Source organism: Nonomuraea sp. NPDC049129 (assembly GCF_040648495.1).
In the GTDB taxonomy this organism is placed as follows: Bacteria; Actinomycetota; Actinomycetes; order Streptosporangiales; family Streptosporangiaceae; genus Nonomuraea.
Genome location: NZ_JBEZDU010000030.1, coordinates 89,768 through 115,913 on the forward strand (window position 1 = coordinate 89,768; position 26,146 = coordinate 115,913).

25 protein-coding genes are annotated in these 26,146 nt (G+C 70.6%); 14 read left to right on the plus strand and 11 right to left on the minus strand.

Annotation, left to right across the window (positions count from 1 at the left end; all coding sequences use genetic code 11):
• Positions 1 to 56 precede the first annotated feature (56 nt).
• Entirely contained in the window at positions 57 to 1,721 is a 1,665-nt protein-coding gene (locus tag AB0B64_RS51565) for an efflux RND transporter periplasmic adaptor subunit (RefSeq protein ID WP_358197636.1), read from the plus strand.
• Positions 1,722 to 1,824: 103 nt separating this feature from the next.
• On the opposite strand, the gene AB0B64_RS51570 is transcribed toward AB0B64_RS51565, so the two are convergent.
• The 5 genes from AB0B64_RS51570 to AB0B64_RS51590 form a co-directional block, all read right to left on the minus strand.
• Positions 1,825 to 3,351 (minus strand): alkaline phosphatase D family protein, encoded by a 1,527-nt coding sequence (locus tag AB0B64_RS51570; RefSeq protein WP_358197641.1) that lies wholly within the window; start codon positions 3,349 to 3,351, stop codon positions 1,825 to 1,827.
• Between the two features lie 65 nt (positions 3,352 to 3,416).
• Complete coding sequence (locus AB0B64_RS51575; RefSeq protein WP_358197651.1) at positions 3,417 to 5,144, minus strand: hypothetical protein; 1,728 nt, start codon at positions 5,142 to 5,144, stop codon at positions 3,417 to 3,419.
• Entirely contained in the window at positions 5,137 to 6,918 is a 1,782-nt protein-coding gene (locus tag AB0B64_RS51580; RefSeq protein WP_357946169.1) for an HSP90 family protein, read from the minus strand. The genes AB0B64_RS51575 and AB0B64_RS51580 overlap by 8 nt, the downstream gene beginning before the upstream one ends.
• 102 nt (positions 6,919 to 7,020) lie before the next feature.
• A complete protein-coding gene (locus AB0B64_RS51585; RefSeq protein WP_357946166.1) occupies positions 7,021 to 7,602 on the minus strand; it encodes an HAD family phosphatase in 582 nt (193 codons plus the stop codon).
• A complete protein-coding gene (locus AB0B64_RS51590) occupies positions 7,599 to 8,417 on the minus strand; it encodes a hypothetical protein (protein ID WP_358197665.1) in 819 nt (272 codons plus the stop codon). The genes AB0B64_RS51585 and AB0B64_RS51590 overlap by 4 nt, the downstream gene beginning before the upstream one ends.
• A 160-nt stretch (positions 8,418 to 8,577) precedes the next feature.
• On the opposite strand from AB0B64_RS51590, the gene AB0B64_RS51595 reads away from it, so the two are divergent.
• On the plus strand, positions 8,578 to 8,856 hold the full coding sequence (locus AB0B64_RS51595; RefSeq protein WP_358197675.1) for a helix-turn-helix transcriptional regulator: 279 nt from the start codon (positions 8,578 to 8,580) through the stop codon (positions 8,854 to 8,856).
• 44 nt (positions 8,857 to 8,900) lie between these two features.
• Here the strand turns inward: AB0B64_RS51595 and AB0B64_RS51600 are convergent, their stop codons facing one another.
• Complete coding sequence (locus AB0B64_RS51600; protein ID WP_358197682.1) at positions 8,901 to 9,728, minus strand: hypothetical protein; 828 nt, start codon at positions 9,726 to 9,728, stop codon at positions 8,901 to 8,903.
• Positions 9,729 to 9,841: 113 nt separating this feature from the next.
• Here AB0B64_RS51600 and arfB point away from each other — a divergent pair, with 113 nt between their 5' ends.
• Positions 9,842 to 10,249 (plus strand): alternative ribosome rescue aminoacyl-tRNA hydrolase ArfB, encoded by a 408-nt coding sequence (gene arfB, locus AB0B64_RS51605; protein ID WP_225291497.1) that lies wholly within the window; start codon positions 9,842 to 9,844, stop codon positions 10,247 to 10,249.
• A 13-nt stretch (positions 10,250 to 10,262) separates the two neighbouring features.
• Here arfB and AB0B64_RS51610 read toward each other — a convergent pair whose 3' ends face one another.
• Positions 10,263 to 10,826 (minus strand): NAD(P)H-dependent oxidoreductase, encoded by a 564-nt coding sequence (locus tag AB0B64_RS51610; protein WP_358197692.1) that lies wholly within the window; start codon positions 10,824 to 10,826, stop codon positions 10,263 to 10,265.
• Between the two features lie 117 nt (positions 10,827 to 10,943).
• On the opposite strand from AB0B64_RS51610, the gene AB0B64_RS51615 reads away from it, so the two are divergent.
• Positions 10,944 to 11,936: an aldo/keto reductase gene (locus tag AB0B64_RS51615; RefSeq protein ID WP_358197699.1), complete on the plus strand. Its 993-nt coding sequence runs from the start codon at positions 10,944 to 10,946 to the stop codon at positions 11,934 to 11,936.
• 24 nt (positions 11,937 to 11,960) lie between these two features.
• On the opposite strand, the gene AB0B64_RS51620 is transcribed toward AB0B64_RS51615, so the two are convergent.
• A complete protein-coding gene (locus AB0B64_RS51620; protein WP_357946373.1) occupies positions 11,961 to 12,881 on the minus strand; it encodes an acyl-ACP desaturase in 921 nt (306 codons plus the stop codon).
• Positions 12,882 to 12,964: 83 nt separating this feature from the next.
• Here AB0B64_RS51620 and AB0B64_RS51625 point away from each other — a divergent pair, with 83 nt between their 5' ends.
• On the plus strand, positions 12,965 to 13,432 hold the full coding sequence (locus AB0B64_RS51625; protein WP_357946149.1) for an NUDIX hydrolase: 468 nt from the start codon (positions 12,965 to 12,967) through the stop codon (positions 13,430 to 13,432).
• On the opposite strand, the gene AB0B64_RS51630 is transcribed toward AB0B64_RS51625, so the two are convergent.
• Positions 13,395 to 14,018 carry a hypothetical protein gene (locus AB0B64_RS51630; RefSeq protein ID WP_358197716.1) on the minus strand — a complete coding sequence of 208 codons (624 nt, stop codon included), beginning with the start codon at positions 14,016 to 14,018 and terminating at the stop codon, positions 13,395 to 13,397. The two genes, AB0B64_RS51625 and AB0B64_RS51630, sit on opposite strands and share 38 nt — an antisense overlap.
• Positions 14,019 to 14,060: 42 nt before the next feature.
• Entirely contained in the window at positions 14,061 to 14,849 is a 789-nt protein-coding gene (locus AB0B64_RS51635; protein WP_225291503.1) for an HAD-IIA family hydrolase, read from the minus strand.
• A gap of 53 nt (positions 14,850 to 14,902) precedes the next feature.
• Here AB0B64_RS51635 and AB0B64_RS51640 point away from each other — a divergent pair, with 53 nt between their 5' ends.
• The 8 genes from AB0B64_RS51640 to AB0B64_RS51675 all read left to right on the plus strand — a co-directional run bounded on the left by AB0B64_RS51640 (position 14,903) and on the right by AB0B64_RS51675 (position 23,862).
• A complete protein-coding gene (locus tag AB0B64_RS51640) occupies positions 14,903 to 16,093 on the plus strand; it encodes a M20 family metallopeptidase (protein ID WP_357946144.1) in 1,191 nt (396 codons plus the stop codon).
• Positions 16,094 to 16,108: 15 nt separating this feature from the next.
• Positions 16,109 to 17,071, plus strand: a complete 963-nt coding sequence (locus tag AB0B64_RS51645) for a zinc-binding alcohol dehydrogenase family protein (RefSeq protein ID WP_358197731.1) — start codon at positions 16,109 to 16,111, stop codon at positions 17,069 to 17,071.
• Positions 17,072 to 17,221: 150 nt separating this feature from the next.
• Entirely contained in the window at positions 17,222 to 19,045 is a 1,824-nt protein-coding gene (locus AB0B64_RS51650) for an ABC transporter substrate-binding protein (RefSeq protein WP_357946139.1), read from the plus strand.
• A gap of 3 nt (positions 19,046 to 19,048) precedes the next feature.
• Entirely contained in the window at positions 19,049 to 20,056 is a 1,008-nt protein-coding gene (locus AB0B64_RS51655; RefSeq protein ID WP_357946137.1) for an ABC transporter permease, read from the plus strand.
• Entirely contained in the window at positions 20,053 to 20,958 is a 906-nt protein-coding gene (locus AB0B64_RS51660) for an ABC transporter permease (RefSeq protein WP_357946135.1), read from the plus strand. Before AB0B64_RS51655 ends, AB0B64_RS51660 begins: the two co-directional genes overlap by 4 nt.
• Positions 20,959 to 20,960: 2 nt before the next feature.
• Positions 20,961 to 21,950 carry an ABC transporter ATP-binding protein gene (locus tag AB0B64_RS51665; protein ID WP_357946133.1) on the plus strand — a complete coding sequence of 330 codons (990 nt, stop codon included), beginning with the start codon at positions 20,961 to 20,963 and terminating at the stop codon, positions 21,948 to 21,950.
• The gene (locus AB0B64_RS51670) at positions 21,947 to 22,957 is read left to right on the plus strand and encodes an ABC transporter ATP-binding protein (RefSeq protein WP_357946131.1); all 1,011 of its coding nucleotides are present in this window, start codon (positions 21,947 to 21,949) and stop codon (positions 22,955 to 22,957) included. The genes AB0B64_RS51665 and AB0B64_RS51670 overlap by 4 nt, the downstream gene beginning before the upstream one ends.
• The gene (locus tag AB0B64_RS51675; RefSeq protein WP_358197766.1) at positions 22,954 to 23,862 is read left to right on the plus strand and encodes a GNAT family N-acetyltransferase; all 909 of its coding nucleotides are present in this window, start codon (positions 22,954 to 22,956) and stop codon (positions 23,860 to 23,862) included. The genes AB0B64_RS51670 and AB0B64_RS51675 overlap by 4 nt, the downstream gene beginning before the upstream one ends.
• A gap of 89 nt (positions 23,863 to 23,951) precedes the next feature.
• Here AB0B64_RS51675 and AB0B64_RS51680 read toward each other — a convergent pair whose 3' ends face one another.
• Positions 23,952 to 25,061, minus strand: a complete 1,110-nt coding sequence (locus AB0B64_RS51680) for a DUF1343 domain-containing protein (RefSeq protein WP_358197773.1) — start codon at positions 25,059 to 25,061, stop codon at positions 23,952 to 23,954.
• A gap of 57 nt (positions 25,062 to 25,118) precedes the next feature.
• Between AB0B64_RS51680 and murQ the strand changes: the two genes are divergently transcribed.
• Positions 25,119 to 26,018 carry an N-acetylmuramic acid 6-phosphate etherase gene (murQ, locus tag AB0B64_RS51685; protein ID WP_357946124.1) on the plus strand — a complete coding sequence of 300 codons (900 nt, stop codon included), beginning with the start codon at positions 25,119 to 25,121 and terminating at the stop codon, positions 26,016 to 26,018.
• Positions 26,019 to 26,146 lie beyond the last annotated feature (128 nt).

The window sequence follows — 26,146 nt, forward strand, 5'->3', positions numbered from 1 at the left end:
AACTCTGAGCCCGCTCGCAGCCTCGTACCCACCTGTTCACGCCATGATGGGCCTTCATGAGATCGACTATCCCGCCGAAGGCGCTCAAACTCGGCGGGCTCGCCCTGGCCGTCCTGGTGGCCGGCTCCGGCCTGGTGCTGGCGCTCCGTGACGATTCGGAGCCCGCCGCCCAGGTACGGCTGGCGGCGGCCAAGCGGGGCGTCGTCACCGCCTCGGTCACGGCCGCGGGCAACACCGTGGACGGCTCGCGGCGTGACCTGGGCTTCGGCGGCTCCGGAACGGTGACCAAGGTCTACGTCAAGGTCGGCGCCAAGGTCAAGAAGGGGCAGGTGCTGGCCCGGGTGGACAGCCGGGCGGCCCGCGAGGGCTACACGGCCGCCACCGCCGACCTGGCCGCCGCCGAGGAAGCCCTCGACACCGCCTCGGCCGCCGCCACCAGCACGGCCTCGTGCGCGCCGAGCAGCGGCGGCACGTCCGCCTCCGTCGCCGGGGCGGTCGCCGCCAAGGGCGCCTTCGGACCTTCTACGGGCACCGGCGGGGGTGCCTTCGGGCCTTCGACAGGCACCGGCGGGGGTGCCTTCGGGCCTTCGACAGGCACCGGCGGGGGTGCCTTCGGGCCTTCGACAGGCACCGGGAGGGGCGCCTTCGGGCCTTCCGCGGTTCCTGTCGTGGACGCCGGCCCCACCACCACGCTCACTCCGGGCACGACGCCGACCCCGCGGCCCACATGGACGCCGACGCCGGAGCCCACGCCGAGCGGCCCCGAGCCGCAGCCCACCGTCACGGTGACCGTCACGGCCACGGCGACCGTCACCGCGACCGTCACGGCCACGCCGGAGGGCGGCCGGCCGTCAGCCTCGCCGACCGGCACCTCCACCGGCAAGCCGTCCGCCAAACCCACGGGGAAACCCACGGGCAAGGCCACCGGCAAGCCCACAGGTAAGGCCACCGGGAGGCCCACGGGAAAGCCGTCGACCGGCGCCTCGGGCCGGCCGACCGGGAAGGCCACGCCCGGAACCCGCCAGTCCCAGGGCGGCAGCCCCTGCGCCGGCACGAACGGCAAGGGCGGCATCAGCGAAGACCAGGCCAGCGCGAACGTCGACCGCGCCCAGGCCGCCCTTGAACAGGCCGCCGACGCGGTGCGCGGCACCCGGATCGTGGCCCCCGCGTCCGGCACGGTTCTGTCGGTGGCGGGATCGGTCGGCGACACGGCGGGCACCAGTACGTTCATCAGCCTCGGCGACCTGAACGAGCTCCAGGTCGACGCGCTGGTCACCGAGTCCGACGTGAACAAGCTCAAGCTCGGCCAGCAGGCGAGCATCACCCTGGCCACGCGGGGCGCGCAGAAGTACCCGGGCACGGTCACCCGCATCGCGCCGACCGCGACCGTGAGCGACCAGCTCGTCCGCTACTCGGTGACGCTCGCCTTCGACCAGCCGCCGCGCGGGCTGATGCTCGGGCAGACCGCCTCGGTGTCGGTGACGACAGGCACGGCCAATGACGGGATCTACGTACCCGCCGAGGCGGTGAAGAGCCGGGCCGACGGTACGAGCGTGGTCACCGTACGCTCGGGCGGACGCGACGCGGTACGGGCGGTGCGCACCGGGGTGCGCGGGGACCAATATGTGGAGATCACCTCGGGCCTGAGCGAGAGCGACCAGGTGGTCATGGCGGACAGCAGCACGGGCGAGTTCCCGGACGACAGCTGGCCGGAGAGCTGACCACCCACCGGCCGGGCCACATGGGGTGGCTCGGCCGCGTTTCCGTTGAGCGAACCCTCAGCCGTTTGACAGCGAACGTTCAGGTACGAACGCGCGGACGGGCTCAGGCTCGGGCTCGGGTGGTGGCCGGGATGGTGAGGCTGTGGGCGGTCTTGGCCGGGGCGCCCTTGCGCGAGATGTAATCCAACGTCCGGAAATCTACCGAAATATCGTCACGAGTGACCTTGGCCATCAGGTAGCCCCGCCGCTGGTCGATGTAGGAGATGTGCGGGTTCTCCTGCAGCGACTCGGCGATCCACGTCCGGTCCCGGTACCCGTCCCCGTCGCTGGCGATCGACGACGTCACCAGCTCCTTGGCCACCACGGGCGAATCGGGGTCGTCGAAGTCGGTCTTGAGGTCGGCCAGGTGGTGCATGTGGGCGTCGCCGGTCAGCACGACCGGGTTCGAGGTGCCGGACAGCGAGCCCAGCAGCCGGGTCCGCTCGGCGGCGTACCCGTCCCACGCGTCGAGGTTCACCTCGCGGCCCGGCCCGACCTTGTAGTCGCGCTGCGCCATCAGGATCTGCTGCCCGAGGAGGTTCCACCGGGTGCCGGAGCCGCGCAGGCCGTCCTCCAGCCAGCGCCACTGGTCGGCGCCCAGCAGCGTACGCCCGGCCGACAGCCGCTCGTCGCACCCCGCGCGTACCCCGTCCAGGCACGCCTGGTCGTCACGGAACTGCCGTGTGTCGAGCAGGTGGAAGCGGGCCAGCGACCCCCAGGAGACGCGCCGGTTCACCCGCAGCACCGCGCCCTGCAGGCTCGCCCGGCGCAGCGGCATGTTCTCGTAGTACGCCCGGAAGGCGTCCGCCCGGCGCCGGGTGAAGTGGGGAGCGTCGGTGCTGGAGACGGACCCGGCCCAGTTGTTCTCCACCTCGTGGTCGTCGAAGGCCACCAGCCACGGCGCCACCGCGTGCGCCCGCTGGAGGTCGTGGTCGCTCTTGTACTGGGCGTGCCGCAGCCGGTAGTCGGCCAGCGTCTCGCACTTGCCCGGCGTGTGCGTACGCACCCGGCCGGCCAGCGCGGTGTAGCCGCTGGGGCCGTACTCGTACATGTAGTCCCCGAGGAAGACCACCAGCTCGGGCTCCTGCTCGGCCAGCCTCCGGTAGGCGGTGTAGTAGCCGTGCTCGTAGTGCGCGCACGCGGCGACCGCGAACGTGAGCGGCACCTCTCCCGTGGGCGTGGTCCTGGTACGGCCGGCGGGCGAGAGCCTGCCCTCGCTCTTGAACCGGTAGAAGTAGTCGCGCCCCGGCTCCAGGCCGGCGACCTCGACGTGGACGCTGTGAGCGGCGCCCGGCCGGGCCTCGGCCGTACCGGACTTGACGATCTTCGAGAAGCGCTCGTCGGTGGAGACCTGCCAGTCGACGTCCACATCACGGGAGGGCATGCCGCCGCGACCGTCTCCGGCGAGGGGGTTCGGGGCGAGGCGGGTCCAGAGGACGAAGCCGTCGGTGGACGGATCTCCGGAGGCGACGCCTAGGTTGAACGGGTCGGATTTGAGGGTTCTGGTCTGCTGGAAAGAGGCTGCTGCTGCCTGCTGGGATGGCGCGAGGAACGTCACTGCCGCCGCGGCGAGGAAGGATCTGCGGTCCACGGTCCAGGTATGTCCACCTCGACTGACAGGGTTGTGACAATGGAGTCAAGGCTGGATGAACAGCGTCAGTCCTCCTGCTCCGTCTCTTGTCGCAGTCCTTCCAGAAGTTCGCGGGCTCGCATGGCGCCGATCTGATCGTCGAGGGCCAGATAGGCGTCGAGGGCTTCCTGGCAGCGTTCGGCCGCGGCCTCGTGGCACTTGGCCCACTCGAGGGCGACGGCCTCGTCGTAGCCGAGCCCGGCGAGCTCCCAGACCGCCTCCCGCCGTCGCCCTGCGTCCGACTGCCCCGTGTCCGACTGCCCCGTGTCCGACGGTCCTGTGCCCGGCTCCCCCGCGTCCCGCTCCCCCGCCTCCGACGCCGCGGTCAGGGCGGCTCTGGCTTGGGCGTACGCCTCGCTGATCTCGGCGAAGTCGTCGCTGGCGAAGTAGACGCACTTCGCGCGCTGCCTCATGGCGCAGCCTGCGGCGAGGAGCTCGCCGGCGTTCCGGTAGAGGTCCGCCGCCGCCGCGTACGCCTGTGCCGCCTCCACGTCCAGATCGAGGTCGGCCAGCTCCTTGGCCGTCTCCATGGCCGCGGCCGGGTCGCCCGCCGCGCGCAGGGCGGCCAGCCCGGCGTCGTGTTCGCCCAGCTCGAACAGCTCGCGGATCGCCGTACGGCTGTCGGTGTCCGCCGGGTTGATCCGTCCGGCCGGCTCGCCGCGGCGGGCGGGCGAGACGAGCGGGAGGTGGGCGACCAGCGGCTCGGCCGCCAGGGTGGCCGCCACGCGACGCGTGTGGACGTCGTCGCCGTTTCGGACGTCGAAGCGGGCGGCGATCTCCCGCGCCCCGGCCGCCAGCTCCGCGTGCAGCTCCGGCACCGGCACGTCACGGCCGGCCCGCCGTACGGTGAGACCGTCGTGGCCCGTCTCCATCAGGCGGCGCAGCACCAGCGCGGCGCCCGTCATGAACGAGCGGGCCTGCGCCGGCGACGGCGGCCGCTCCAGCAGCGGCAGCTCCCGCTCCAGGATCTCCAGCCCGCGCGTCTCGTTTCCGGTCAGCGCGCAGAATTCCAGGTGGTCGCCGATGTCGTCCAGATATCCGAGTTGTCCCTGCACGATGCGGTACGCCCGGCGGTGCGCCTCCGCGGCCTCGTCCAGATGCCCGGTCTTGAGGTACGGCGTGAGCAGGGTGCACAGGATGCTCTGCGGCTGCACTCCGCAGGAGAACTCGCCCGCGACGACGGGCCCGCCGACGGCCACGGCCTCCTCGTACCGGCCCAGCGACGCCAGCACGTACGCCCGGCCGCCCAGGTCGCAGGCGCGGCAGTCGGACAGGTCGTCGCGCGGCGCGGTCTCCCAGCGGTGCAGCCACTCCTCGACACCCGGCTCGTCGCCGAGGTGGAGCGCGACGCGGCAGCGCTGCGCGTACACGGCCTGGGGCGCCCCGGCCTCGCGGTAGCGCCGCTCCATGTCGTCCAGCGCGTCCAGCGCCCGCCGCAGCGGGATCTCCGGGAACCTGCGCATGTCGCTCATGATCCACTTGAACTGCCAGAGCACCCTGCGCGCCTGCCACTCGGTGAACCGGCCGGGCTCGGCGTCGTAGGCGGCCACGGTCCGGGAGAAGGTGGCGAACGACTTCGCGGGCTCGCCGCCGTACTGGTACGCCTGGGTGAGCGCGAGCCGCGCCGCGATCGCCGGCTCCGGCTCGCGCAGCGCCTCGGCCTCGCGCAGCGCCCGCTCGGCCAGCACGGTCCTGGCCTCCCCGTACGGCAGGCGCGCCGCCTCCGCCAGCAGCGTCTCGACCTGGTCAGCCATGCGTGCCCCCTTGCACGGCCCAGTCGAGCAGGCCGAGGAACGAACGGTTGAGCGCCGCGGTGTCGGCGGGCCGCAGCGGGTGATGCCCGTGGAGCAGCGCCATGCCGTACAGCGCCTCGACGGCGGTGGCGGCCAGCGTCAGGTCCGGCAGCCCGGTGACGCGGCGGACCAGCGGGTTGCGGTGATTGAGCACCAGCCTCGGCCGGTCCACCGCCAGCGTGCGCTCCATCGCGCCGAGCACGTCGGCCCAGAGCTCGTCCCCCAGGTCGCGGGCCTCGCGCAGCTCCGCGTGGTGCTGGGCCGCGCGGCTGGTCAGGTAGAGGGCGGGCAGCGAGGCCGGGTCGAAGTCGCGCAGCACCACCTCGCAGCCGAGCGGGTCGAGCACCCGCGCGGCGGCGCCGAGGAAGGGGCGGGCGCGTAGTTCCGCCTCGAGGTCCGCCGGGCCCAGGTGCGTGACCAGCTCGCCGGGGTCGAGGCGGGCCAGCCGGGCGTCCGGGTCGATGCGGGTGAGGCGGGGCAGGATCTCGCTGTCGTAGACGTAGCCGCCGTTGACCAGGCCGACGCCCTGCGCGCCGGAAACGGCCGCGAGCTGGCGGAACTCGTCGACGCTGGTGGTGTAGCGGCCGTTCGGGTGCCTCGACCTGAACTGGGCGAGCGTCATCCGCCCGGCGCTGGTCTCATACTCCAGCCATTGATCGACCAGCCTGAGCATCTCGTCGTCGTGCAGGGCCAGGGCCTTGACGCCCAGGTGGTGCAGGCCCAGGAAGGCGCGCAGGCCGTCGGGGTCGGTCTCGGCCAGCCGGACCAGCCAGGCACGCAGCTGGCGGCCGAGCTCCAGGCGGGTGTGTTCGAGGAGGTCGTCCTCGTAGAGCGCCTCGCGGCTGGCGGTGGGCCGCAGCTCGGCCGCGTCGACGACGCCGCGGGCGAAGAACGCCCAGTCGGGCAGCAGGCCGTCGGCGCTCTCGGTGAGGAGCATGCGCTTGAGGTAGACGCGGTGGCCACCGCGGATGGCCGGGTTCGCCGGAGTGGGCAGGATGTAGGCCACGCCGGTGAGCCCGGCTTCGGGGACGTGGAGGTCGACGACGTCGAGCGGCGTGAACCCGAACAGCTCCGCGCAATGCTTTTGCAGGAAATTCCGTCTTATCGCGGGAGAAGCGTGCTTTGTCTGCCAGGGCGGGGCACCGACGGTGGTGCGGCGGCCGTTCACGGTGACGTCGATCGGCAGGAGCGAGCCGTACAGCTCCGCCAGTTCGGTGATCGTCCGCTCCGTCACCCACTCGGCGGCGTCCGGCCGCGCCGCGAGGGTGACCGTGGTGCCCGGCTCGTCCCGCTCCTCCCCCGCCGGCGCCACCTCGTAGCGGCCGTCGGAGCGTCCGGTCCAGAGCACGGTCGGGCCGCCCGTCGCCGACCTGGTCCGCACGCTGATCTCATCGGCCACCAGGAAGCCGGACAGCAGGCCGATGCCGAACTGGCCGAGGAACTCGTGCCGGGCGAAACCGAGCTCGTCGCGCTTGGAAGAGCGGCCGATGGTGGCCAGGAGCACGTGGACCTCGTCCTCGGTGAGGCCGATGCCGGTGTCGTGCACGCTGAGCCGCCCATCGGCCACCTCGATGGTCACCGTGGCGGGCGCCTCCGGGTCGGCCGCCCGGCGTGCGGTGATCGCGTCAGCCGCGTTCTGGAGGAGCTCGCGTACGTACACGCGGGGGCTCGAGTACAGGTGGCGGCTGAGCAGGTCGACCACGCCGCGCAGATCGACATTAAACGCGCTCTCCATTTGAAACACCATAAATCACACAAGACATAACCCGCCGCTCGATTAACGCTCCTCACACCTTGAACGCCTTGAACGCCTCACACCTTGAGCGCCTTGAACGCCTCACGCCTTGAGCGCCTCCCGCAGCGCCTCGGCGGAGGTGAAGTGGACGCCCGTCATGCCCGCGCGCTCGGCCCCGGCCACGTTCTCCGCCCGGTCGTCGATGAACACGATCTCGGCCGGGTCGGCGTCGAGGTCGGCCGCCATCCGGTCGAAGATCTCCCGGTCCGGCTTCACCAGGCCCATCCGGCCGCTGTAGAAGCGGTGCTTGATGTTCGCGATCCACGGCAGCCCGTCCAGGCCGTCGGCCAGGCAGGCGGGCGCGTTGGACAGCAGGGCCACGTTGCCGCCGTCGTCCAGGAGATCGTTCAGGATGGCGACCGTCCCCTCGTCCGGGTAGGCCCAGCTGGCTACGTCCATCGCGACCAGCCGGGCGATCTCGGCGATGGAGGCGGGCCGGCCGAGCACCGCCGACCAGTAGGCGGCCGGAGACAGCGCCGCCCGGTCGAACTCCAGGCGGTGCTCCCAGTAGGCCCGCTTGAACGCCTCGGGATCGGCGTTCACCGCCTGGGCCATCTCGTCGGCGTCGGACTCGGACTGGGGCAGGGACAGCACGTTGCCGTAGTCGAAGACAATCCACGTCATGGCAGGAATGGTCGCAGATGCGGGTCGAGTGCCGGGCAACCCAGGTATTTCTCGGCGGTGTGGAAGTCGATCCAGTCGAGATTGACCAGCTCTTCGACGTCCACTCCGGTGAAGCTGCCGCACAGATCGGGTGGGATGGCCGCGATGTCGTCTTTGTCGGCGATGTTCACCCAGCGCTTGACGCCGGCGGGCCGGGAGCCGAGGCCGTTGATCGGGGCGGGCAGGAGGCGCTCGAAGATCACGTTGCGCATGCCCAGCGGGCTGCCGAGAGTGATGAGCAGGTCGACCTCGAGGTCGGGGTTGGCCCAGAGCGTCTCGTAGGCCACGACGCTGCCCAGCGAATGGGCGATCACCACCCGGGGGCTGTGCTTCCTGATCGTGTCGCGGACGGCCTCCTGGCACCTCTCACGCCGGGCCGGGTCGGTCAGGTAGGCCGCCACCTCCGGCGCGAACAGCGACGCGAACGCCGCCGACCTGCTGTCGAGCCGGGCCAGCAGCCACCCGGTGAACAACTTGAGCGCTCCGGTGAAGCGCTCCCCCAGGCCCATGTTCCTGGCCCAGTCGACGAGCACCTGGTGGGCGGAGCCCTGCATGGCCGCGAACGCCTGCGGGCCCTCCTTGGGCCGGCCGTCGTGCAGCAGATGGGAGAAGTAGGCCACCTCGCTGAAGTACGCCCGGTGCTCTCCCCCGAGCGCCGCCTGTAGGTAGCGGTCCCATTTGCGGCGCATCGCCTCGGCCGCCCCGGTCGCGGAGTTGCCCGCCGCTACGTAGTAGTTGTACTTGCCGATCCCGTGCACGCCGACGATGCCCGCCACAGCGCCCTCCCTGTTTCCCCGTGATTCCCGGAGATGGTGACACACCTCACTTGCAGATCGTTTGCCGGTTTAGTCTTGCCTAAAGGTTTAGGTAGAGCTAAAGTTGAGTCACCAGGAACCGACCGCTGAGAGCGAGACCGAGATGGCCTTTCGCCGGAGCATGCCTGACGAGGTGAGCCCGGGCGGTCTCGCCCAGGACGCCGTCGACGAGATCACGTGGTATATGCGTGAACACAAGGTCTCGCGGGCCGATCTGGCCGCCTCGATGGGCGTGTCGCCGGGCCGGGTGAGCCAGATCCTGTCGGGGGACGAGAACCTCACGCTCCGCACTCTCGGCGCCGTGGTCAAGGCGCTCGGCGCCCGCATCGAGTTCACGCTGAGCGAGGCCGAGGAGGAGTCCATCCTGCTCGCCGAGGAGACTCGCGGCTCTCGTGGGTGAAGCCTGAGCGGCCCGTCTCATAGGGGCGGCGTGAGCAGCGCGTCTCATGGGTGCGGTCTGAGCGACGTGGCGATTCGCGACCGCGTCGGCGGTACGAACCTGGGCAGTGACCGATACCCGCTCCGATAGGCCGAGGCCAGCAGCCGCAGCACGTCGTTCTCGGCGTCATGCCGAAGGATGCCGTGTAACCGGGTCAGATCATTGATGTAGCGCTCATACCTGGCCAGCCGCGTGTGCCGGGAGCCGCGCAGTGCGGTGATCACCTTGGACCGCGACGCCCCGTCCTCGACCAGCGCGGCCACGTCCAGCCGCCGCTCGATCGCGTCGAGCCTGGCGTGCACCCGCTCCTTCCTGCGCTCCTCCACCGAGAGCCGCTCGCCGATGCGTTCGTGGTAGCGGTTGGCGGCCAGGCTCAGCTCGTAGACGCTCCACGAGTCGTCGACCCGCTTCTCGCACCAGACCCGCTGGTCCTCTGCCATCGCCTGGTCGAGCTTGGCCAGCAACGACACCAGCCAGAACGTCGCCGCCTCCTTGGCCAGCGAGCGCCGGTCGTCCTCGCGGGAGCGCACCTGACTCAGCCACAGGCCGCCCGGCGCGACCGCGCCCAGCACCGTGGACAGGTAGTTGTTCAGCAGCTCGCCGCCCACCAGCGCCACGGCCGAGGAGACCAGCCCGGTCAGCAGGATGATGACGATCGCCAGCCACCAGCCGCCGGGCCCGAACGGCCGGCCCTTGCCCTGGCAGCGGAGTAAGAGGAATCCGGTGGCGGAGGCGATGGCCAAGGGCACTGTCAGGGCTATCTGCGTCGCCGTCACGTGCACCAGGGCCAGCTGCACCGCCGTCACGTGCACCACGGAATCGGCCTCCCCCACAGATCGTTCATTCCATAGTCGCAGCGGCGTCTGTGATTGGAAATCCCATTGCTTTGGGCATATGTCGCTCAGGTACGGTGACATTCCACTTCGGAGAACAGGAGCACCCCGCCATGCCCGGCCCGCTGGTCGTCAACGACTCGGTCGTCATCCCGGACGCCGAGCTCGTCTGGCGTTTCTCCCGCTCTTCAGGCCCGGGCGGCCAGGGTGTCAACACCACGGACAGCCGGGTGGAGCTCGTCTTCGACGTGTCGGCCACCACGGCGTTGCCGCCGGAGCTCAAGGCCCGCGCCCTCGACCGGCTCGGCTCCCCCACGATCACCATCGCCGCCTCTGAATACCGCTCCCAGCTGCGCAACCGCGAGGCCGCCGAACAGCGCCTGGCCCAGCGCATCCGCGAGGCCATCGCGCCCCCGCCCAAGCGCCGCCGCGCCACCAAGCCCAGCCGGGGCTCGGTCGAGCGCCGCATCGCCACCAAGAAGCTCCGCTCCGACGTGAAACGCCTGCGCCGCAGCCCCTGACCCGTAGCCGGGACTATGCCGAAGGGCCCGCCAGGACGAGCCGGGGCGTGAACACGGGCCGCGTCCTGTGCGGAACGGGGCAGAGCTGGCCGACCAGTTCCCGTACCTGGTCGCGCAGGTAGAGTGCCGTCAGACGGCCCTGGTCGTCGAAGTGCGGGCAGGTGGGCGAGAGCACCAGCTCCGTGCCCATCACGACCGCGCCGGCGCCGGTGAGCTCCTTGAACAGCTCGGCCTGCGCCCACATGGCGCCGCAGGCGCGCACGCTGGCGCTCATCACGGCGACATGCTTGCCCGCCAGGCGCCCGCCGGTCGACATCCAGCGCAGCGCGTGGCCCAGCTCAGCCGGGAGCAGGCTGTGCTCGGGCGCGGTGATCAGCACCGCGTCGGACTCGTCCAGCTTGCGCAGCAGGCCAGCGACCTGCTCCGGTACGGGACCGAGGGAGTGGGGCGGGACCGTGCCGAGCCCCCGCCAGCACTCCAGGCGCGCCCCCCGGGGCAGCTCACCCTCCATCGCCTCCAGCAACTTGGTGATGAACGATCCCGCCTGGAGGCTCGCGGCGATCCCGAAGATTCTCACCCTTCACTCCCAGGGATGTTGATGTGTGGCCCGTAGTCCTGAACCTTCCCGATGTCGCGGATGTCCAAGACCATCTCCGGGTCAAGAGGGGGCACGGGCTTACCCGATGATGGGCCGATGGAATACGTACGCGTGGGAACGTCGGGCCTGAAGGTGTCGCGGATCGGCCTGGGCATGATGAGCTACGGCGACCCGGCGGCCTCGCCCTGGTTCCTGCCCGAGGAGGCCGCCGAGCCGATCGTGCGCCGGGCGGTGGAGGGCGGGGTGACCTTCTTCGACACCGCCGACATGTACTCCGGGGGCGTCAGCGAGGAGATCACCGGCAGCCTGCTGCGCCGGCTCTTCGACCGCCGCGAGGACTACGTACTGGCGACCAAGGTCGGTTACCCCATGGGCAAGGGGGTCAACGATCGCGGGTTGTCGCGCAAGCACATCCTGGACTCGATCGACGCGTCACTGCGGCGGCTCGGCACCGATCACGTGGATCTCTACCAGATCCACCGCTGGGACGACGAGACGCCCGTCGAGGAGACCATGCGGGCGCTGGATGACGTGGTCAGGGCGGGCAAGGCCCGCTACATCGGGGCTTCACTCATGTACGGCTGGCAGCTGGCCAAGGCGCAGCACGTGGCGAAGGCGGCGGGGTTGACCAGGTTCGTGGCGATGCAGACCCGCTACAACCTCGCCTACCGGGAGGAGGAGCGCGAGGTGCTTCCCTACTGTGCCGACCAGGGGCTGGGCGTGCTGCCGTACAGTCCGCTCGCCCGCGGCCTGCTGGCCGGCGGGGAAGGGCGGGCCACCACCAGGGCGGCCCACGAGGACCGTGCGCCCGAGAACGACGGCGTCGTGGCGGCGCTGCGGGCCGTCGCCGGGGAGCGCGGCGTGCCGCCCGCGCGGGTGGCCCTGGCCTGGCTGCTCGGCAAGAAGCCCGGCAACGGCACGGCGGTCGGGCACGCGGCGAGCGCCGTCGCCGCGCCGATCGTGGGGGCGACGCGCCCCGGCCACCTCGACGACGCGCTCGCCGCCGTGGACCTCGTCCTCACCCCTGACGAGGTCGCCCGCCTGGAGGCCCCTTACCGGCCGCGCGAACCCTTCGGCTACGGCTGGTGATCGGCAAAGGGCCCGGACTCTCGATCAGCGCTGGGCGGCGCGAGCCTTGCGTTCGGCCCGGCGCTCGACGAACCTGGCCGCCGTCGCCTCGGTCTTGGCCAGGAACTCGGCCAGCTCCTCCCGGGCCTGCTCCCCGCCCGCGTCGAGGCCGGTCTTGTCGAACACCGACCACTGCTTCAGCACCGGCATGAGCACGTCGTCGAGGTGCAGGCGCAGGTCGTAGATGCCCTCGTGGGCGATGATCATCGCCTTGCGGGTGAAGCCCTCGATGCTGGAGCCGGGCATCTGGAAGGTCTTCACGACGTCGGTCACGGCGCGCATGGTCTGGTTGGGGTCCAGCTCGAAGGCGGCCTTGAGCAGGTTGCGGTAGAAGAGCATGTGCAGGTTCTCGTCGGCGGCGATCCTGGCCAGCAGCCGCTCGCAGCCTTCGTCGCCGGAGGCCCGGCCGGTGTTGCGGTGGGCGATGCGGGTGGCCAGCTCCTGGAAGGAGACGTAGGCCAGCTGCTCCAGCATGGTGCCGTACTCGGTGGCGAAGCCCGCCTCCATGTGCGTCATGCGGGCGCGCTCCAGCGCGACCGGGTCGACCGCGCGCGTCACCGTGAGGTAGTCGCGGATCGCGACGCCGTGCCGGCCCTCCTCGGCGGTCCAGCGCTGCACCCAGGTGCCCCACGCGCCGTCACGGCCGAACGTCGTGGCGATCTCGTGGTGGTAGCTGGGCAGGTTGTCCTCGGTGAGGAGGTTGACGATGAGCGAGACCCGGGCGGCCTCGGGAAGTTTCGAGTCGCTGTCCTGCCAGGCCTCGCCGCCGTAGACGCCGTCGAAATCGCGGCCTTCGCTCCACGGAATGTACTCGTGCGGGAACCACTCTTTCGCCATCGCGTTATGGCGGTCGAGCTCCCCGGCGACCACGGGCTCCAGCTCGTGCAGAAGTTGCGTCTGCGTCATCGCCTTCAAGATCGTCTCCCTGTAGGTTACGGTACCGTAAGTTAGGCTACCCGAAGGTCATACCGGCCAAATAGGGTGGTCGTATGCGACCGAGTGTCCGTGGCGTCCTCCTTGACCATGACGAGCAATTAGTGATCTTCCGCCGGACGGTCCCGGGCCGCCAGGTCTACTGGTCCGTGCCCGGCGGCCATGTCGAGCCCGAGGACGCGACCCTGGAGCACACGCTGCACCGGGAGCTGCTGGAGGAGCTGGGCGCGACGGTCTCGGGCGTGACCCCGCTGACCACGGTCACCTATCCGTGGCAGGGCGAGGTCAAGACTCAGCACGTATATGGCTGCCGCCTGGTCGACATGGACCCGGCCCTGCGGCACGGGCCCGAGTTCGAGGACCCGTCGCGCGGCGTCTACGAGGTCGTACGGCTGCCGCTGCGGGAGGCGGAGATCACCTCCCGGCACGTCGTCCCCGAGGCCGTGGCCGCCTACCTGTCGCGCAACATCAGCGCGCTGCCGCGTCTCATCGGCGGTCCTCGATCTCCCACAGATGGTCGATGACGTGCCAGGCGGTCCGCCGCACGGCGTAGGCGGGCGGCCAGCCGGTGGTCTGCGGCGGCTGCCAGGGGCGTGACAGCACCTCGGCCAGTTCCTCGCGCATGGCGTCGCGGTCCGCCGGGCTCTTGTAGGGCTTGTGCCGTACGTCCACCTTCCGGGCGTAGGCACGCTCCGCCTCCGCGACGTGCGCCATGACCTTCGACAGGTCGCGCCCGCCGCCCCGCGGCCCCTTGCGCAGCTCCTCCGGCGACTCGGCGGCGACCTCGTCGAACAGCTCCCAGGCGGCGCGCAGCAGCGCCACCCGGCGGCCCGCGGTCTCGGCGTCGATCGGCTCCTGGTCGAGCTCGGGGATCGCGAACGGCGCGCCGAAGTCGGTCATCTCGCTGCCCGGCTCGCGGGCGACCACCACGGGATCGCCCGGCTCGAACGGCAGCCCGGCCCGCTCGGCGATCACCCGGTAACGCGGCGCGTAGTCCACGAGCAGGTCTATGGCCGCCTCCTCGCCCTTGGCCACGCGGCACCAGCCGGGCCACTCCAGCGAGCAGGCGAAGACCTTCTTGGGGCCGACCTCCAGGTAGATATGCGTCATACGGGGCACCTTGCCAGGCTTACCTGCCAACCAGTGTCAGGTTCAGATCAGGTCGATGAGATCCGCCACCGAGTCGACGACCAGCGACGGCCGGAAGGGGAAGCGGTCGATCTGCTCGCGCTGGGTGACGCCGGTGAGCACCAGGATCGTGTAGAGCCCGGCCTCCATCCCGCACACGATGTCGGTGTCCATCCGGTCGCCGATCATCGCGGTGGTCTCGCTGTGCGCCTCGATCTCGTTGAGCGCGCTGCGCATCATCCGCGGGTTGGGCTTGCCGACGAAGTAGGGCTCGACGTCGGTGGCCTTGGTGATCATGGCGGCGACCGCGCCGCAGGCGGGCAGCGAGCCCTCGGTGGACGGGCCGACCGGGTCCGGGTTCGTGGCGATGAAGCGGGCGCCGCCCTCGATGAGGCGGATCGCCCGGGTGATCTGCGTGAAGCTGTAGGTACGCGTCTCGCCGAGCACCACGTAGTCGGGGTCGAGGTCGGTCAGCACGTAGCCGACCTCGTGCAGCGCGGTGGTCAGCCCGGCCTCGCCGATCACGTAGGCGGAGCCGCCCGGCCGCTGGTCGTCGAGGAACTGGGCGGTGGCCAGCGCCGAGGTCCAGATCGACTCGGCGGGCACCTCCAGACCGGCGTTCGCCAGGCGTACCGAAAGATCCCGCTGGGTGTAGATGGAGTTGTTCGTCAGCACCCGGAATTTCTTGCCGGACTCGCTGAGCCGCTTGATGAACACATCCGCACCCGGGACGGGCCGGCCCTCGTGTACGAGAACGCCGTCCATGTCGGAAAGCCAGGAGTTGATCCGCTTACGCTGAGTCACGCGGCCCATCGTACAGAGTGTCCCTTATCGACTTCCCGACCAGCACATGAAGAATGTTGTTCATGTCGTTCATTGAATCCGCGCGGGACCTGCGGGACGAGCTCGTCCGGCTGCGTCAGTCACTGCACACCACTCCCGAGATCGGCCTCGCGCTGCCGCGTACCCAGGAGAAAGTCCTGACGGCGCTCGACGGGCTGCCCCTGGAGATCACCACCGGGAAGGCGCTCAGCTCGATCACCGCCGTGCTCAGGGGCGGCCGGCCGGGTCCGGCGGTGCTGCTGCGCGGCGACATGGACGCGCTGCCGGTCACCGAGCGCAATGATCTGCCCTACCGGTCGCAGATCGACGGGCAGATGCACGCGTGCGGCCACGACCTGCACACCGCCATGCTCGCCGGCGCCGCGCACCTGCTCAGCGCGCGGCGGGCGGAGCTGGCCGGGGACGTCATCTTCATGTTCCAGCCGGGCGAGGAGGGTCATGAGGGCGCCAAGCACATGATCGAGGAGGGCGTGCTGGACGCGGCGGGCGCGCGGCCCGTCGCCGCGTACGGGATGCACGTCGTCTCCTCGATGCTGCCCCCGGGCCTGTTCGCCTCCCGGCCCGGGCCGCTCATGGCCGCGGCCGACGTGTTCGAGGTGACGGTGAAGGGGCGCGGCGGGCACGGCTCCAGCCCGCACCGCGCGCTCGACCCCATCCAGGCGGGCTGCGAGATGGTGACGTCGCTGCAGGCGATGGTGACCAGGACGTTCGACGTGTTCGATCCGGTCGTGGTCACGGTCGGGTCCTTCCACGGGGGCACGGCCGACAACGTGATCCCGGACGAGGCGCGCTTCGAGGCGACGGTGCGCACGTTCTCGCCGGGCAACCGGGAGCTGGTGAAGCGGCGGCTGGTGGAGGTGGTCGAGGGCGTCGCGGCCGCGCACGGGCTGTCGGTCGAGGCATCGTTCGGGATGGGCTACCCGGTCACCGTGAACGATCCCACCGAGGCGGACTTCGTCTCCAGGACCGCCGAGGAGCTGTTCGGGCCCGGACGCTACTTCGTCTCGCCGCAGCCGGTCATGGGCTCGGAGGACTTCTCGTACGTGCTGCAGGCCATCCCCGGGGCATTCGTCTTCCTGGGGGCGTGCCCGCCCGACCGCGATCCGGCCACGGCGCCGTACAACCACTCCCCCGAGGCGCAATTCGACGACTCCGTGCTGCCGGACGGCGCCGCCCTGTACGCCTCCCTGGCGCTGTCCCGGCTGGCGTCCTGAGCTGAAGGGGGCCCGATGAAGGCATGGATTCCGGATCCGGACCGGCTGCTGGTCATGGTGGACAAGCCCATGCCGGAGCCGGGCGTCGGGGAGGTGCTGGTCCAGGTCGAGGCCTGCGGTGTGTGCCGGACCGACCTGCACCTGGTCGAAGGGGACCTGCCGCCCCGTCACCCCGCGATCTCGCCCGGCCACCAGGTCGTCGGGCACGTGGTCGGCGGGGACGGGGACGTCGGGCAGCGGGTCGGGGTCGCCTGGCTCCGATGGACCTGCGGGGCCTGTCGCTACTGCCTGGACGGTAAAGAAAATCTTTGCCTTTCGTCCGCTTATACCGGGTGGGATGCCGACGGCGGTTACGCGGAGTATCTGACGGTGCCCGCCGCCTACGTCTACGCCCTGCCCGAGGGGGCGCCCGCCGAGAAGCTGGCGCCCCTGCTGTGCGCCGGGATCGTGGGCTATCGGGCGCTGCTCCGAGCCGACCTGCCGGAAGGCGGCCGGCTCGGGGTCTACGGGTTCGGCGCGTCCGCCCACCTGACCGCGCAGGCGGCCATCGCCCATGGGGCCGTCGTCCACGTGGTCACCAGGTCAAGCGCCGCCAGGGAACTGGCCCTGGAGCTGGGCGCCGCCTCCGCCGGAGACCGGCCGCCCGAGCCGCTGGACGCGGCCATCCTGTTCGCGCCCGTGGGCGATCTGGTGCCCGTGGCGCTGGCGGCGCTCGACCGGGGCGGCACGCTCGCCGTGGCCGGGATCCACCTCACCGACATCCCCACGCTGAACTACGAGCGCCACCTCTTCCAGGAACGGACGCTACGGAGCGTGACCGCCAACACCAGGGCCGACGGACGGGCCTATCTCGACCTGTCACTCGGGCGTCCGCCGCACGTGATGACGACGCCCTATCCCTTCGGCAGGGCCGCCTCCGCGCTCCGCGATCTGGCAGACGGGCAGGTCAACGGGGCTGCGGTGCTTATGCTGGGCTAATGGCGCCGAGCGCCATCGACATGGGGCATGAAGGAAAGTTACATTAGCCTCACAACACCTGGAGATTATTGACGTGACCTGTGCGTGACCGTAGGGTCCGGCTAATCCCACGCGATCCTCAAGCAGGTCCGACACTCCCCGGAGCGGTACATGAAGCGACTAGCAGCGGTAGTAGCGTTGCTGGGCCTGGCCACTGCCACAGCGTGCAGCAGTGGCTCCACCAACAAGTCCAGCTCGGGCGGTGGTGGCGGGCTCTTCACCACGATCGACGTCAACCGGCCCGGCCTCGACGCCTCGGCGCCGGCCAACCCGTACAACCCCAAGGGCAACTCCTTCTCGGGCTTCAACGCGATGCGGATCGCGTGGGTCAAGAACCACCTGACGGACCCGAACCAGGCCCTGCCCGGCATCGCGGCGAGCTGGGAGATCGCGCCGGACAACTCCGCGATCACGCTGAAGCTCCAGCCGAACGCCAAGTGGTCCGACGGCAAGCCGGTCACCGCCGAGGACGTCAAGATGTCCATCGGCATCGCCTACACGCAGGGGAGCACCGCCTTCTCGGTCACCCCGGGCGCGGCGGGCACCGCCGCGGAGGTCACGGTCGTCGACCCCCAGACCTTGAAGATCACGCAGGACATGGCGAACCCCAGTCCGAAGTTCGCTCGCGGCGTGCTCGACACGGCCGTCCTGCCCGCCCACGTGTGGAGCAGCGTTCTTCCCGCGGACTTCTGGGACAAGCTCAAGGCCGCCCGGGGTGACGGCGCGGCGGCGGAGGCGGCTCGCACGGAGATCACCGCCATCGGCCAGAAGGTGATCGCCTTCGCCCCGCCCAAGGACGTCTCCGCCGGTCCGTTCGTGCTGGAGCGGGTCAACCCCGGAGAAGCCCTGCTGGTCAAGAACAAGAACTTCTACAACGCCGCCAACGTGGCTCCGGCGCAGGTGAAGTTCCTCAACTACACCGGCAACGAGCAGATCTGGAACTACCTCACCGCCGGCAAGCTCGACCAGTCCGGGTTCGTCGCCGCTCCCACGGACGTGATGAACCGGATCAAGCAGGGCCCGGGCAACGAGGTCATCAAGGGCTACTCGCCGGTGGCCGTGAGCATGGCCTTCAACCAGTCCAAGAAGCCCTATGACAACGTGCACGTGCGCAGGGGCCTCGCCTACCTCATCGACCGCGACCAGGTCACCAAGGTCGCCTCGCCCGAGGGCGGCACGCCGGCCGTCACGACCAGCGGCATCCACCAGAAGGCCGCGCAGGCCTGGATCCCCGACACGCTGCCGAAGCTCGACCCGTACAAGCCCGACGCGGCGAAGGCCGAGGCGGAGTTCAAGTCGGCCGGGCTGACGAAGAAGGACGGCAAGTGGACGCTGGCCGACGGCAAGCCGTGGAAGGTGTCCATGCACGCGCCGGCCGGCTTCTCCGACTGGCTGTCGGCGCAGGAGAACATCAAGAGCCAGCTGATCAAGGCCGGCATCGACGCGGAGATCCAGACCACCCCCGACTACCCCGTCTACCTTGAGGAGCTGTCGGCCGGCAAGTACGACGTGGGCTTCTGGCTCATGGCGCTCGGCCCGGCGCCGTACGACATCTTCCAGCGCCTCTACGGTGCCTCCAACGGCTGGACCAACGTCGCGGGCAAGATCGAGCACTCCCCGGCGGGCAAGAACGGCAACTGGATGGGCGGCCCCGAGCAGATCGACGTCAACGGCACCAAGATCGACCCGGGTGAGCTGACCGGCAAGCTGAACTCGGCCAACGAGGAGGCGGCCAAGCCGATCATGGCGCAGCTGGCGACGGCGGCCAACCAGGACCTGCCGGTCATCCAGCTCTGGGACTACGTCAACAACCAGTTCGTCAACAACAGCCGATTCACCGGCTGGCCCCACGACGACGAGATCCTTCGTCTCGGCACCGGCGTGCTCGCCTCCGGTGTGTGGATCCAGCTCGGCATGGTCAAGTCGAAGCAGTAACTTATGACGCTTATCGCACGGCGACTCGCGGGCCACCTGGCCCGCGGTTTCGTCATGATCATCGTGGTAGCCACGATCAGCTTCTTCATCATCAACAACATCCCGGGCGACCCCATGGCGGCCCAGTACGACAAGCTGCTCCAGAGCGGCATGTCTCCGGAGGCGGCCACACAGGCCGTCAAGGTGCTGTACGGGTTCCAGCCGACGGGCTCGCTGTGGCAGCAGTACACCGACTACATCGGCGGGCTGCTCCACTTCGACCTCGGCACCTCGGTCAGCCGCCCGGGCCAGCCCGTGCTCGGCGTGCTCGGCGAGGCGGCCAAGTGGACCATCCTGCCGGTGCTGGGGGGCACGCTGCTCAGCTTCCTCGTCGGCGTCATCCTCGGCGTCTACGCGGCCATCAAGCGCAAGAGCAAGCTGGGCGACGCCCTGGCCATCTCCGGCTCGCTGCTGCACGGCATCCCGCAGTATGTGCTGGCGATGCTGCTCGTGGTCATCTTCGCCACGCTCATCCCCATCCTGCCCGCCGACGGGCCGGTGGACATCATGTTCGAGCCGGGCTTCAACGCCGGCTACCTCGGCTCGCTGGCCGAGCACGCGGTGCTGCCGATCGCCACCTACGCGCTGTCGGCCTACGGCGGCTGGGTGCTGGCGATGAAGTCGAGCGTGGTCACCGTGCTCGGCGACGACTTCATCCTGGCCGCCGAGCTGCGCGGCATGAAGCGCTCGATCATCTTCCGCTACATCGCGCGTAACGCGATCCTGCCGCTGTTCACCATCCTCGCCCTGTCTCTGGGGCTGCTCCTCGGCGGCGCGGTATTCATCGAGAAGATCTTCAACTATCCGGGACTCGGGTGGCTGCTCATCGAGAGCATCAACACCCGCGACTACGCGCTGATGGGCGGGGCGTTCCTGCTGATCACCGCCGCCGTCATCGTGGCGAACATCGTGGCCGACCTGTTCTACACGGTGATCGACCCGCGGGTGCGCAGCGGAGAGGACTCGACATGAGCACCGTGCTGATCCCTGAGACGGCGTCCGCCGCCGCGACCATGCGCCGTAACTTCTGGCTCGGCGTCTGGCGCGTGATGAAGCGCAAGCCCAGCCGGCTGGCCGGGGTGATCATCATCGCCGGCTTCGCGTTCATGGGCGCCTTCGGGCCGATGTTCTATCCGGACCAGCTGCCGGGCGACACCAACGCCATCACCCAGGCGCCGAGCTGGGCGCACTGGTTCGGCACCGATCCCCAGGGCAGGGACGTGCTCGCGCTGGTCATCACCGGCTCCCGCTACGTCCTGCTCAGCGCCGCGGTGACCGCGGTCATCACAGTGGTCTTCGGCACCACGCTCGGCCTGTTCTCCGGGTTCAAGCGGGGCCGCTGGGACAGCGTGCTCATGCGGATCACCGACATGAAGCTCACCATCCCCGGCCTGCCGCTGCTGCTGGTCCTGGCGATGGTCTGGAAGTTCGGCAGCCCGATCCAGATGGGCCTGGTGCTCGGCCTGCTCGGCTGGGGCGGGGTGGCGCGGGCCGTCCGCGCCCAGACGCTCTCCCTGCGCGAACGCGGCTTCATCGAGGCCGCGCGCGGGCTGGGCCTGTCCACGAGGCACATCATCAGCAAGGAACTGCTGCCCAGCATGGCTCCGTACATCGCGATGAACATGCTCATCGCGGTCACCGGCGCCGTCTACGCGCAGGTGGGCCTGTTCTTCCTGGGCGTGCTGCCGTACGAGGCGAACAACTGGGGCGTGATGCTCAACCTGGCCGTGTTCCAGGCGGGCGCCATGATCACGCCGAACGCGCTCGGTTACCTGCTGGGGCCGCTGCTGGCGATCCTGCTGCTCACCCTTGGCATCGTGCTCGTGGTCGACGCCATGGACGAGATCTTCAACCCCCGGCTGCGTGAGGAGTAGCAGTGGCGGACCAAGCGCCGGGAGTGCGCATCGACGGCCTCACGGTCGTCTACAAGACGCCGGCGGGCGAGTTGCCCGCCGTACGCGGCATCAGCCTGACCCTGGAGCCCGGCACGATCACCGGCATCGTCGGCGAGTCGGGGTCCGGCAAGTCGACGCTGGCCCTGTCGCTGCTCAACGCGGTGCAGCCGCCGGGCAGGATCGCGGCGGGCAGCGTGGAGATCGACGGGCTCGGCGACGTGGTCGGGCTCGCGGGCGAGGAGCTGCGCAAGGCCAGGGGCGCCCACATCGGGTACGTCTTCCAGGCCGCCCAGAACTCCCTCAACCCGCTCAAGACGGTCGGCAAGCAGCTGCTCGACCTGGGCCGCTCGCACGGTGTCCAGGACCTGCCCGGCCTGGTCCGCGAGGCCAGGGAACTGCTGGGCCGGATGGGCCTCGACGGGGCCAGGGTGCTGGACTCGCACCAGCACGAGCTGTCCGGCGGCATGCGGCAGCGGGTCGGCATCATGCTGGCGCTGGTGCTCAACGCGCACCTGGTGGTGCTGGACGAGCCGACGACCGCGCTGGACATGATCACCCAGGCGAACATCCTGAAGATCGTCCGCGAGGTGCACGCCGAGCGCGGCCTGACCACCCTGGTGATCACGCACGACATCGGCGTGGTGGCCGAGGTGGCCGACCGGCTCGCGGTCATGTACGGCGGACGCCTGGTGGAGCAGGGGCCCACCAGGGAGGTGCTGGGCGCGCCCCGCCATCCCTACACCAGGGGCCTGATCAACGCGATCCCCCGGCTGGTCGGCGACATCGACGAGGCCCGCGCACTGCCGGGACGGCCGCCGACGCTGGCGACGGTGCCCAAGGAGGGCTGCGTGTTCAGGGAGCGCTGCGCGCTGCGGATGGACGTGTGCGACACCGTCGATCCCTCGGTGGTGGCGGACGGGGCGAGGTTCGTGGCCTGCCACGCGGTGACGGTGAAGGAGCACGCTTCGTGATTACCGGGACGGGCATCACCAAGACGTTCAAGCAGCGCGGCAACATGCTCGGCAAGCGGGAGGTCCCGGCGCTGCGCGGTGTGGACTTCGCGATCGCCAAGGGCGGGTCCGCCTCGTTCATCGGCGAGTCGGGCTGCGGCAAGACCACGCTCGGGCGCATCATCGCCGGGCTGGAGTCCTACGACGCGGGCGAGATCGCGATCGACGGGACGCCCATGTCGCCGCTGAAGGTCAAGCAGCGGCAGCCGCACTTCCGCAAGATCCAGATGATCCACCAGGACCCCTACTCGGCGCTGAACCCGACCCGGACGATCTACCAGACCCTCCAGGCGCCGCTGGCGCTGCGGGCCGGGCAGACCGGCCGGCCCAAGGGCTGGATCGACGAGCGGGCCGCCGAGGTGCTGTCGCTGGTCGGCCTCGACCCCGGAACGGTCCTGTCGCGCTACCCGCACCAGCTCTCGGGCGGCATGCGGCAGCGCGTCGTGATCGCCCGCGCGCTGACCGTCGACCCCGAGATGCTCGTCGCCGACGAGGCGGTCTCGATGATCGACGTGTCGCTGCGGCTCGGCATTCTGGCGCTGCTGAAGGACCTGCGCGAGCGGCTGGGCGTCAGCGTGCTGTTCATCACGCACGACGTGGCCACCGCGCGCTACATCGGCGGCGACGGCGAGCTGTACGTGATCTACCGCGGCCAGGTCGTGGAGCGCGGGCCGGTGGACACGATCATCGCCGACCCGGTGCATCCGTACACACAGTCGCTGCTGTCGGCCATCCCCGTCCTGCACGGGCTGGAGCGGCCCGGTGAGGAGCCGGTGGTGCCGCTGGAGCCGCTCGCCGCCGACCAGTCCGACAGCGGGTGCCTGTTCGCGCCCCGGTGCCCGTTCCGGGGCGACGGGTGCACGAGCGAGCGGCCGCTGCTTCAGGTGACGGACGGTGTACCTCAGGAGCACGCCTGCTACTACCCGCGGCGGCGCAGCGTCATCGCGCGCCCGATGAGCGAGGTGTGACCCCGGTGACCGGGCAGGCCGACTCCGCCGACCTCGCGGGCGCCGCGGAGGTGATCCGGCACGCCGACGCAGCCGACCTCGCGGTCGCCGCGCAGGTGGCGCGGGCGGCGCTGACGCTGGACGGCGGTGAAGGGGCGGCCCTGGTCGAGCGGCTGGCGCGTCCTCCCGCCGGTCGGCGCTGGGCCGCCCTGGTGATGGACGGCGGGGTCGTCATGGCCTCGGTGTCCGCCAAGGATCCGGCCGTCGGGCACCTCGATCTGCTGGCCGTACACCCTGACGCGCGGGGCCGGGGGCACGGCCGGGCGCTGGTCGGCGCGGCCGAGGAGTGGCTGCGGTCGGAGGGGGCGAGGCAGGCGCGCTTCGCCGGGAACCCGCCCTGCTACGCCTGGCCGGGCATCGACGTGCGCTACACCGCCGCCGCGTGCCTGGCGGAGCGCCTCGGCTATGAGCGCTATCACGTGGCCTGGAACATGACCGCCGACCTCGGTGCGGACCTGTCCGTCGAAGAGGAGCCGGCACGGCTGGCCGAGGCCGGAGTGAGCGTGCACGCGGCCGTGACGGATCGGGAGCGGGTCGCCGCCTTTGTGCGTGAGCACTGGAACGAGAACTGGGCCTGGGAGGCCGCCAACGCCGCCGGGCTGCACTACGCCGAGCGCGACGGGCGGATCCTGGGGTTCGCCGCCTGGGGGGCGCGGCCCGCGTGGTTCGGGCCGATGGGGACGGCGCCCGAGGCGCGCGGGCTCGGCGTGGGCGGCGTGCTGCTGCGCCGCTGCCTGGCCGAGATGCGCGCCGCCGGACTGTCCAGCGCGCAGATCGGCTGGGTCGGGCCGCTGCGGTTCTACTCGCACGCCGTGGGCGCGCGGGCCGAACGCGTCTTCTGGCTCTACCGACGCGATCTGGCGTGATGTCACACGCCGGTACGGTTTCCGCCACCTTCGGTGCGCCGCTTCACGCGGCCACCGCAGGTGCGCACTCCGCAACCTGCGGTGCGCCGCTAGTAGAGGAGCCGTCCTTCGGGGTGGACGGGGTCGGGGCAGAGGGCGCGTGGGTCCTCCCCGGCGTCCAGGCACCTCGTGAGCGTGTCGGAGCCCCACAGGTGGTCCATGAACAGCTCGGGCCCCCACCAGGCCAGTTCGCCCGGGTACAGCGTGCGAGCCACGTGCAGCATCGACAGGCCGGTCAGCACCGGCCGGTACGCCTCCCGGTCGTGCACGTGCAGCTGGACTCCGTGCACGGTCGTGCCCGCGTGCTTGTGGAACGTCGGCGTGAACCAGGTCTCCCTGAACCGCACCCCCGGCAGGCCGAGCGCGTTGAGCGCGGGCGCGAACCGGTCGTCGACGTACGGGGCGCCGACCAGCTCGAACGGCCGGGTGGTGCCACGTCCCTCGGAGAAGTTCGTGCCCTCGAACAGCCCGGTGGCCGGGTAGGCGTACGCGGTCTCGACGGTCGGCATGTTGACCGACGGCATCACCCAGGGCAGCCCGGTCTCGGCGAAGCTCATGCCGCGCCGCCACCCGTCCATGGTGACCACGCGCAGGTCCAGGTCGAAGCCGAACAGCGTGGCCAGCTCCCCGGCGGTCCTGCCGTGGCGTACCGGCAGCGGGAACCTGCCGACGAAGCTGGCGAACTCCGGGTCGAGCGGCGGTCCCTCCTCAAGGGTCCCGCCGAGCGGGTTGGGCCGGTCCAGCACCACGAACCGCAGGCCCAGCCTGCTCGCCGCGGCCATCAGGTCGTACATGGTCCAGATGTAGGTGTAGAAGCGCGTGCCGACGTCGGCGATGTCGAACACCAGCGTGTCGACCCCGGAGCCGGCCACCACCTCGTCCAGCGCCGCGCCGGAGACCTTGTGCGTGTCGAAGACGGGCAGGCCGGTTCTGGGGTCGATCGTGTCGGACTCGCTGCCGTTCGCCTGAGCGGTGCCCCGCATGCCGTGCTCCGGACCGAACAGCGCCGTCAGCGGCACCCCGGCCGCGATGAGGGCGTCCGTCGTGGGGGTCAGATCAGGCAGGACTCCTGTGGGGTTGGTGATCAGGCCGAGCCGGTCGCCGCCCGCCAGGGTGGGATCCGTGGCCAGCCGTTCAGCGCCAGTGCGTACGTACGTCATGAACCCATTGTCTGAAAGATATTTACAAGAGAGAAGTAGAGGGTGGAAATTAGCGTCATGATTGATCCGCTCCCCGAGCTGCCCACCGAACAGAGCGATCCCCGCTACAGCCAGATCGACCGGCTGCCGACAGAGCAGGTCGCCCGGCTGATGAACCAGGCCGACGCCGCCGTGCCCGCCGCGGTCGCCGTCGCGATCCCGGTCATCTCCGCCGCCATCGACGCGATCGCCGCGCGCATGGCGGAGGGCGGGCGGCTGCTGTACGTCGGCGCCGGTACGTCGGGGCGGCTGGCCGTGCTCGACGCCTCCGAGTGCCCGCCGACGTTCGGCACCGATCCGTCGCTCGTCCAGGGCATCATCGCGGGCGGTCCGGACGCGCTCACCCGCTCGGTCGAGGGTGCGGAGGACGACGCCGAAGCGGGCGCCGCCTCGCTCGCGGAGCTGGAGGTGGGCCCGCTCGACTCGGTGGTGGGCGTGTCGGCCAGCGGACGGGCGCCTTTCGTGCTCGGCGCACTGGCGGAGGCGTCCCGGCGGGACGCGCTGACCGTCAGCCTTTCGTGCAACGACGGCGCGCCCCTGTCGGCCGCCGCCGAGCACGCGATCGAGGTGGTGGTGGGTCCCGAGGTGGTGACCGGCTCCACCCGGCTCAAGGCGGGCACGGCTCAGAAGCTGGTGCTCAACATGATCTCCACCATCTCCATGGTCCGGCTCGGCCGTACGTACGGCAACAAGATGATCGAGATGTCGGCGATGAACAGCAAGCTGGCCGACCGGGCGCTCCGCATGGTGCGCGACATCACCGGCGCCGACAACGACACGGCGGGCAAGGCGCTGGACGCGGCGGGCGGACAGGCGAAGATAGCGGTGCTGATGATCCAGCACGGGCTCGACGCCGGAGGGGCCCGCGCCCTGCTGGAATCGCACGGCGAGCGGCTCAGCGACGCGCTGAGCAGCTGAGAGCGACGCGCTGAGCGACTGAGCGACGTGCTGAGCGACTGACGGGACGGGGCTGTATCACGGGCCGGACTGCTTGACGGACCGGATTCCTGTACGGCCCGGAACTGCTCGTGGGCGCGGTGAACCCA